Annotated in this window: 6 protein-coding genes; all 6 read right to left on the bottom strand. The window is 65.9% G+C overall.

Going from position 1 to position 7,500, the window contains the following annotated elements; all coding sequences use genetic code 11:
- Positions 1–285: 285 nt before the first annotated feature.
- The 6 genes from ASE50_RS11195 to rplT all read right to left on the bottom strand — a co-directional run bounded on the left by ASE50_RS11195 (position 286) and on the right by rplT (position 7,495).
- The gene (locus ASE50_RS11195; protein ID WP_056400146.1) at positions 286–1,857 is read right to left on the bottom strand and encodes a peptide chain release factor 3; all 1,572 of its coding nucleotides are present in this window, start codon (positions 1,855–1,857) and stop codon (positions 286–288) included.
- Between the two features lie 307 nt (positions 1,858–2,164).
- Positions 2,165–3,034, bottom strand: a complete 870-nt coding sequence (locus ASE50_RS11190; protein WP_056400143.1) for an aldose 1-epimerase family protein — start codon at positions 3,032–3,034, stop codon at positions 2,165–2,167.
- Positions 3,031–5,394 (bottom strand): phenylalanine--tRNA ligase subunit beta, encoded by a 2,364-nt coding sequence (pheT, locus tag ASE50_RS11185; RefSeq protein ID WP_056400141.1) that lies wholly within the window; start codon positions 5,392–5,394, stop codon positions 3,031–3,033. Before pheT ends, ASE50_RS11190 begins: the two co-directional genes overlap by 4 nt.
- A complete protein-coding gene (pheS, locus tag ASE50_RS11180) occupies positions 5,391–6,539 on the bottom strand; it encodes a phenylalanine--tRNA ligase subunit alpha (RefSeq protein ID WP_200909512.1) in 1,149 nt (382 codons plus the stop codon). Before pheS ends, pheT begins: the two co-directional genes overlap by 4 nt.
- 54 nt (positions 6,540–6,593) lie before the next feature.
- Entirely contained in the window at positions 6,594–6,728 is a 135-nt protein-coding gene (locus ASE50_RS19700) for a hypothetical protein (protein WP_321163375.1), read from the bottom strand.
- 389 nt (positions 6,729–7,117) lie between these two features.
- Entirely contained in the window at positions 7,118–7,495 is a 378-nt protein-coding gene (rplT, locus tag ASE50_RS11170; RefSeq protein ID WP_055762009.1) for a 50S ribosomal protein L20, read from the bottom strand.
- Positions 7,496–7,500 lie beyond the last annotated feature (5 nt).

The following is a 7,500-nucleotide window of genomic DNA, read 5'->3' as shown; positions in this document are numbered from 1 at the left end:
CTCGCCAAACACAACCATACGCCCCGAAAATGCCTCGGCTTCCAAACCCCCGCCGAAGCCTTCATCCCGTTGCACTTCGAATGTGAATCCACACCCGGATCAAGTCCGGGGTGACGAGGGTGGTCGGGGTAGAGGCCTTTACGATTCGCTCCGCCAACGGCGCTTATCGAACGTTCGGCTTGTAGAGCGCAGCCGGTCCTCACGACCACAACCCCCTCCGCGTCTCCGCGCCTCTGCGCGAACCAATTCCTTCTTAGCGCCCTTCGCGCCTTTGCGTGAAACCCTCTACCGCTCCCGCGTCGCCGCGAACGTCACTTTCGAATACCGATCGGCAATATACCCGACTTCCCACGCACTCTTCGCCAGAAACACCGGGTTCCCGTCACGATCCTTCGCCATCGCGCTCCGGTGCAGATCGGTGAACGCTTTCAAATCCACCGGATCGCCCGCCGAAATCCAGCGCGCCGTCTCGAACGGCGCCATTTCCAGCCCCGCCGCGACCTTGTATTCGACCTCCAGCCGGCTCAGCAGCACTTCCAACTGCAACTGCCCGACCACGCCGATGACCCAGTTCGACCCGATATCGGGATAGAAGACCTGCGTGACACCTTCCTCGGCCATGTCGTCCAAGGCTTTGCGCAACTGCTTGGTCTTGGTCGGCTCCTTCAGCACCACGCGCCGCAGGATTTCCGGCGCGAAGTTCGGCAGCCCGGTGAAGCGCACGTCAGCCCGCTCCGACAGCGTATCGCCGACCCGAAGCGTCCCGTGGTTGGGGATACCGATGATGTCGCCCGGATAGGCCTCGTCGGCCAGTTCGCGTTCGCGCGCGAAGAACAGGATCGGCGAATGGATCGCGATCGGCTTGCCATGGCCGGTCGGGGTCAGCTTCATACCGCGTTTAAAAATGCCCGAACACAGCCGCATGAACGCGATCCGGTCGCGGTGATTGGGGTCCATGTTCGCCTGCACCTTGAACACGAACCCCGTCACGCGGTCGTCGGTCGGATCGACCGGGGCCGGTTCGGCGGGCTGTGGGCGGGGCGGGGGGGCGTGGCGCGCGATCGCGTCGATCAGCGAATCGACGCCGAACTCCTTCAGCGCCGACCCGAAATAGACCGGGGTCAGGTCGCCCGCGCGATACGCCCCGACGTCGAAGCTGGCATAGCCGCCGGTCGCCAGCTCGGCCTCTTCGCGCAGCCGCTCGGCCCCTTCCGGGGACAGCACCGTATCGATGCGATCGTCGTCCAGCCCGGTGAACTGTTCGACCTTGCCCTGAAAATCCTTGGTCCCGACCTCGGGCTGCAACAGCCGATTGTCGACCAGGTCGTAAATCCCCTCGAACTGGCCGCCCATGCCCGCCGGCCATGTCATGGGACACACGTCCAGTTGCAGCATGTCGGCGACTTCATCAAGCAGCGCGAACGGATCGCGCCCCTCGCGATCGACCTTGTTGACGAAGGTGATGATCGGCACGCTGCGCAACCGGCATACTTCGAACAGCTTGCGGGTCTGCGGCTCGATGCCCTTCGCCGCATCGATCACCATCACCGCCGAATCGACCGCGGTCAGCGTGCGATACGTATCTTCGCTGAAGTCCTCGTGGCCCGGCGTGTCGAGCAGGTTGAAGGTCAGGCCGTTGCGTTCGAACGTCATCACCGACGACGTGACCGAAATCCCGCGCTGCTGCTCGATCTTCATCCAGTCCGATCGCGCGCGCCGTGCAGCCCCGCGCGCCTTGACCTCGCCCGCCAGATGGATCGCACCGCCGAACAGCAGCAGCTTCTCGGTCAGCGTGGTCTTGCCGGCGTCGGGGTGGGAAATGATCGCAAAGGTGCGGCGATCGGAAATATGGTCCATCGCCGGCCTTTAGTGTGGGGCGGGGGAGGCGGCAAGTTTGGCTTCGTGCGAGGGGGGAAGAGGAAGGCGGGTTCACGCGAAGGCGCGGAGGCGCAGAGTGAAGAAGGTAGATTTCGCGCAGAGGCGCAGAGGCGCAGAGGAGTTGCGCAGGATCGAGCGGGCCGCGTTCGGGAGACCGCTTCTATCGCTGCAACGAGAAAGAAAGCCGCTGTCGCGGCGAAGCCTCACCGCGAACGCAAACTCTCTGCGCCTCCGCGCCTCTGCGCGAAATCTACCTTCCTAGCGTCCTCGCGCCTTCGCGTGAAAATCAACCCTCCAACGTCACCGACATCGCCGCCCGATGCGACTGCCCCGGCGCGACCCGGTTGATCCCCGGCTTGTCGAAGATATCGCCCGCAAACCCCTCCGGGTCGGCAATCCCGTCCCACGGCTCGATACACACGAAGCTGGCACCCGGCTTCGTCCAGATGCCCAGCTTCGGCATCCCCGGAAAATCGACCCGCAACTGCGGCCCGTCTTCCGCCCCATACCGCACCGAAGTGCTTCGAACCGGGTCATAAACCAGCGCATCGCGCGCGAACAGATCGTCGGTCAGCGCCAACACCCGGTCGACCACCGGATCGGGCCGCCGCTCCGCCGCGATCGTGCCATTATCGGCAATCGCGGCGACCGTGCCAACTTCGGCATTCGAAAACACCATCCGATGGTCCGCGCGGGGCCGCCCGTACGGCAGCGGCCACGCGAATGCCGGATGAAAGCCGATGCTCGCCGGCAGGTCGCGGTCGCCCCTGTTGGTCACCGTCACCTCGGTATGCAGCGTCGCCCCCTCCAGCCGATGTTCCACGTGAAGCATGAACGCGAACGGATAAACGGCGCGCGTCTCTTCATCGTCGGTCAGTTCGAACTGCACGAATGTGTCGCTATGTGCAACCTTCGTAAACTTCCGCCGCCGCGCAAAGCCGTGCTTGGCCATCGGATAGGTCGTGCCGTCGACGCGATATTCATCGTCCTGCACCGCGCCGATGATCGGGAACAGGATCGGCGCATGGCCGGTCCAGTAGGCCGGGTCGGCATTGGTCATCAGCTCGCGGCCTTGCCGGTCCTTGATCGAATGCAGTTCGGCCCCCAGCGGTTCGACCGCCACGGTCAGCGTATCATTGGTCAGGGTCACGGTCATGCGCGCAGGCTCCCGCCGATCTTGGTCGCCGCAGCGACGATCTTGTCCGAAATCGCCTTCAACTCCGCATCGGTGAAGCTCTTCGCTCCCGGCTGCAACGTCACCTCGATGGCGAGGCTCTTGTGCCCCGGCTCGACGCCAGCGCCTTCGAACACGTCGAACAGCCGCGCATCGACGATCGTCGCCTTGTCCGCCCCGCGCACCGCCCGCACCAGCTGGTCGCCAGTCACCCTGTCGGCCACGACGAACGCGAAGTCGCGCGTCACCGCCTGCAATGCCGGCGGGGCATAGGCTCCGCGCATCGCCCCGCCACCACGCTTGGCCGGCAGCGCGTCGAGATACAGCTCGCCTGCGACCGTGCCGGCGGGCAGGTCGAACGCCTTGGCGATGATGGGATGCAGCACGCCGAAGCTCGCCAGCACCGTCTTCGGCCCCAGCCGCAGCGTCGCCGACTGTCCGGGATGATAGACGTCGCCGGGCGCGTCCATCACCTGCAGATTGCCGACCGGCGCCCCCGCCGCTTCCAGCAGCGCCAGCAACTCACCCTTGGCATCGAACGCGTCGAAGCCCTGCGCCTTGCCCCCGCGCCAGCCGCGCGGAGCACGCTCGCCGGCAAACACGATGCCCAGGGTCATCCGCTCGGCATCGGCCAGATAGCGGCGCCCGATCTCGAACAGCCGCACGCTCGACTGACCGCGCTTCAGGTTGCGGCCCGCCGCGCTCAGCAATCCGGGCAGCAGCGACGGCCGCATGATCCGCATATCGTTGGCGATCGGGTTGACGACCTCCCACGCGCCGCCACCGAACGGCGTGGCCTCGTCCTCGGCGATGAAGCTCCACGTAATCGCCTCGGCCAGCCCGCGCGCGGCCGCCGCGCGCCGGATGCGACGCTCCAGCTTCTGCTCGGGGGTCGCGGTCGGCACCGCCACCCCTGCCGGCCGGTCGAGCGGGGTCGACGGGACCTTGTCGAGCCCTTCGATCCGGATCACTTCCTCGACCAGATCGGCGGTTCCGTCGATATCGCGCCGCCACGACGGCACGGTCACTTGCCAGCCATCGCCGACCACGAAGCCCAGCCGTTCGAGGATTTCACGCTGCCGATCCTCCGCGACGTCCAGCCCGCCCAGCGTCGCCACCCGTTCGGGCTGATGCGTGATCGTGCGCGGCGCGACCGGCGGCGATCCCGCCTTCGTCACGCCGCTGGCGGTCCCGCCGCACAATTGCAGCACATACTCGGTCGCGATGGCAAGCCCGTCGTCGAGGAACGCCGGATCGACCCCGCGTTCGAACCGGGTCCGCGCATCGCTGGTCAGCGCCAGTTTCTGCCCCGTCCGCGCGATCGCCTCGGGGGTGAAATACGCGCATTCGATCAGCACGTCGGTGGTCGTCGCCGACACGCCCGAATGCTCGCCACCCATGATCCCGCCGATATCGTGCACCGCCGCATCGTCGGCGATCACGGTCTCGCCGCCCGCCAGCGTGTACGACTTGCCGTTCAGCGCCACAACGCTCTCACCCGCCACCGCCCTGCGCGCGACGAGTCCGCCGGTCAGCTTCGCCAGGTCATAGACGTGCAGCGGCCGCCCCAGATCGAACATCACGTAATTGGTGATGTCGACCAGCGTCGAAATCGGCTTCTGCCCGATCGCGTTCAGCCGCTTGCGCATCCAGTCGGGCGATTCGCCATTGGTCAGGCCGCGCACCGCCTGCGCATAGAAAGCCGGACAGCCATCGGCGTCCTCGACCCGCACGTTCGGGCCGTCTCCCTCGCCCGCAACCACCGGCACCGCCAGCGGCTTCAACGTCCCATAACCCGCCGCCGCCAGATCGCGTGCGATCCCGCGCACCCCCATGCAATCCTGTCGGTTTGGGGTGATGCTCACGTCGATGACCGGATCGTCCAATCCGGCATAGGCGGGGAAGGGGGTGCCGACCGGCGCATCGTCCGGCAGTTCGATGATCCCGTCATGATCCTCGCCCAGCTCCAGTTCGCGGGTCGAACACATCATGCCGTTCGATTCGACGCCGCGGATCGCCGCGACCTTCAGCACCATGCCATTGGCCGGAACCGTCGCGCCCGGCATCCCGAACACGCCGACCAGCCCCGCACGCGCATTGGGCGCACCGCACACCACCTGCAACGGTCCGTCGCCGGCATCGACCGACAGCACCTGCAACTTGTCGGCCTGCGGATGCCGTTCGGCGGTCAGCACGCGGGCGACACGGAACGCAGCGAGCTTCTCGCCCGGATTCTCGACGCCCTCGACCTCCAGCCCGATCCGGGTCAGCCCTTCGAGGATCGTGTCGAGCGACGCATCGGTGTCGAGATGCTGCCGGAGCCAGCCATAGGTGAACTTCATGCCGTCACTCCCCCCGACAGCGTGGGCACGTCCAGCGCCGAGAATCCATAATGTTTGAGCCAGCGCAGATCGCCGTCGAAGAACGGGCGCAGGTCGTCCATGCCGTATTTCAGCATCGCCAGCCGGTCGACGCCGGTGCCGAACGCAAAACCCTGCCACTCGTTCGGGTCCAGCCCGCACGCTTCGATGACCTTCGGGTGGACCATGCCGCTGCCCAGCACCTCCATCCAGCCGCCATTGCCCTTCGCCGGATCACCACCGACGACGCGCCGGCCCTTTTCCAGCGTGTAGCCGATATCGACCTCCGCCGACGGTTCGGTGAACGGGAAATAGCTGGGACGCAGGCGGAGCACGATGTCGTCGCGCTCGAAATACGCCTTCAGGAACGTCTCCAGCGTCCATTTGAGATGCCCCATATGGATGCCGCGATCGATCACCAGCCCTTCGATCTGATGGAACATCGGCGTGTGGGTGGCATCCGAATCGCTGCGATAGACCCGGCCCGGCGCGATGATGCGGATCGGGGGTTGCTGGGACATCATCGTGCGGATTTGCACCGGACTCGTATGGGTTCTCAGGACATAGCGTTCGGGCGCGCCGGTGGCGGAGCCACCGTCGTCGGACGGCGCTTCGGCGCCGCCGGCCGCGCTTGCGCTGGTCTCGCCCTGCGGGCTGCGGCGCTGCGCGTAGAACGTGTCATGCATCGCCCGCGCCGGATGCGTCTCCGGGATATTGAGCGCGGTGAAGTTGTACCAGTCGTCCTCGATCTCCGGTCCCGTCGCCACCGCGAAGCCCAGATCGGCAAAGATTTCGGCCAGTTCGTCCATCACCTGCGCAACCGGATGCACCCCGCCCGACGCAGGCCGATCGACCGGAAGCGTCAGGTCGACGCGCTCGCTCGCCAGCCTGGCGGCCAGCGCCCGCGCTTCCAGATCGGCCTTGCGCGCGCCGATCGCATGCGTCACCGCCTCGCGCAGGGCATGGATGCCGGGTGCCACGGTCTGGCGTTCCTCGGGCAACAGGGCACCCAGTGTCTTGAGCAGGCCGGTGATCGCCCCCTGCTTGCCCAGCGCATGCACCCGCACCGCCTCCAGCGCATCGATCCCTGCGGAAGCATCGATGGCGGCGAGCAGGTCGGCACGCATTTGGTCGAGATCGGGGGTCACGGTCGCTCCAGGTGTCGGGATAGGCGACCGGCTTTATTGCGGAACGGCGACGAAGCCTAGCCCCGTGGCGAGGTCGGACCAGTGGGGGTTCTCCCGCTCGACCAGATTCTGCTTCCAGTCGCGGTTCCACGTCTTGATCCGCTTCTCGCGCTGGATCGCGGCTTCCATGGTTTCGTGGCGTTCGAACCAGACCAGACGGTGGCAATTGTGGTCGGCGGTAAAGCTGGAGAAGGTGCCGGTCCGGTGCTAATGGATGCGTTGGATCAGGTTGCTGGTAACGCCGTTATAGATCGTCCCGTTACGCCGGCTGGCCATCATATAAACGCAGGGTTCGAGTATCCGCATAACCAGCCCAGTCGTCGTTCCCGCGAAGGCGGGAACCCATAAACGCTGACGTCGATACTGGAGCCGCGACGGCAGCGTCTATGGATTCCCGCCTTCGCGGGAATGACGAGGGAGGTGACGCGGCGGCGTCCCCCACGATCTTGAGGCACAAAAAAAGCCGGCGGGTCTCCCCACCGGCGTTTCTCATGTCCCCAAAACAGGAACCGCCCGCGTTACGCAGCGACAGCGGCCTGTTCCGGCAGCGCGGCCTTTGCCTGCGCGACGATCGCCTTGAAGGCGGCTTCCTCGTGCATGGCGATATCGGCCAGGACCTTCCGGTCCAGTTCGATGCCGGCCAGCTTGCAGCCGTGCATGAACTGCGAATAGGTGATGCCTTCCGCGCGGACACCGGCGTTGATGCGCTGGATCCACAGGCCGCGGAACGTGCGCTTCTTAACCTTGCGGTCGCGATAGGCGTACTGGCCGGCCTTTTCGACGGCCTGGCGCGCGATGCGGATGGTGTTCTTGCGACGGCCATAATAGCCCTTCGCCTGATCCAAAATCCGCTTGTGCTTCGCCTTGGTGGTCGTGCCGCGTTTGATGCGTGCCATTGCTC

The sequence above is a fragment of the Sphingomonas sp. Leaf5 genome, assembly GCF_001421155.1.
Lineage (GTDB): Bacteria > Pseudomonadota > Alphaproteobacteria > Sphingomonadales > Sphingomonadaceae > Sphingomonas.
The sequence above is the reverse complement of the archived record's forward strand: the minus strand, read 5'-3'. Positions and strand labels throughout refer to the sequence as shown.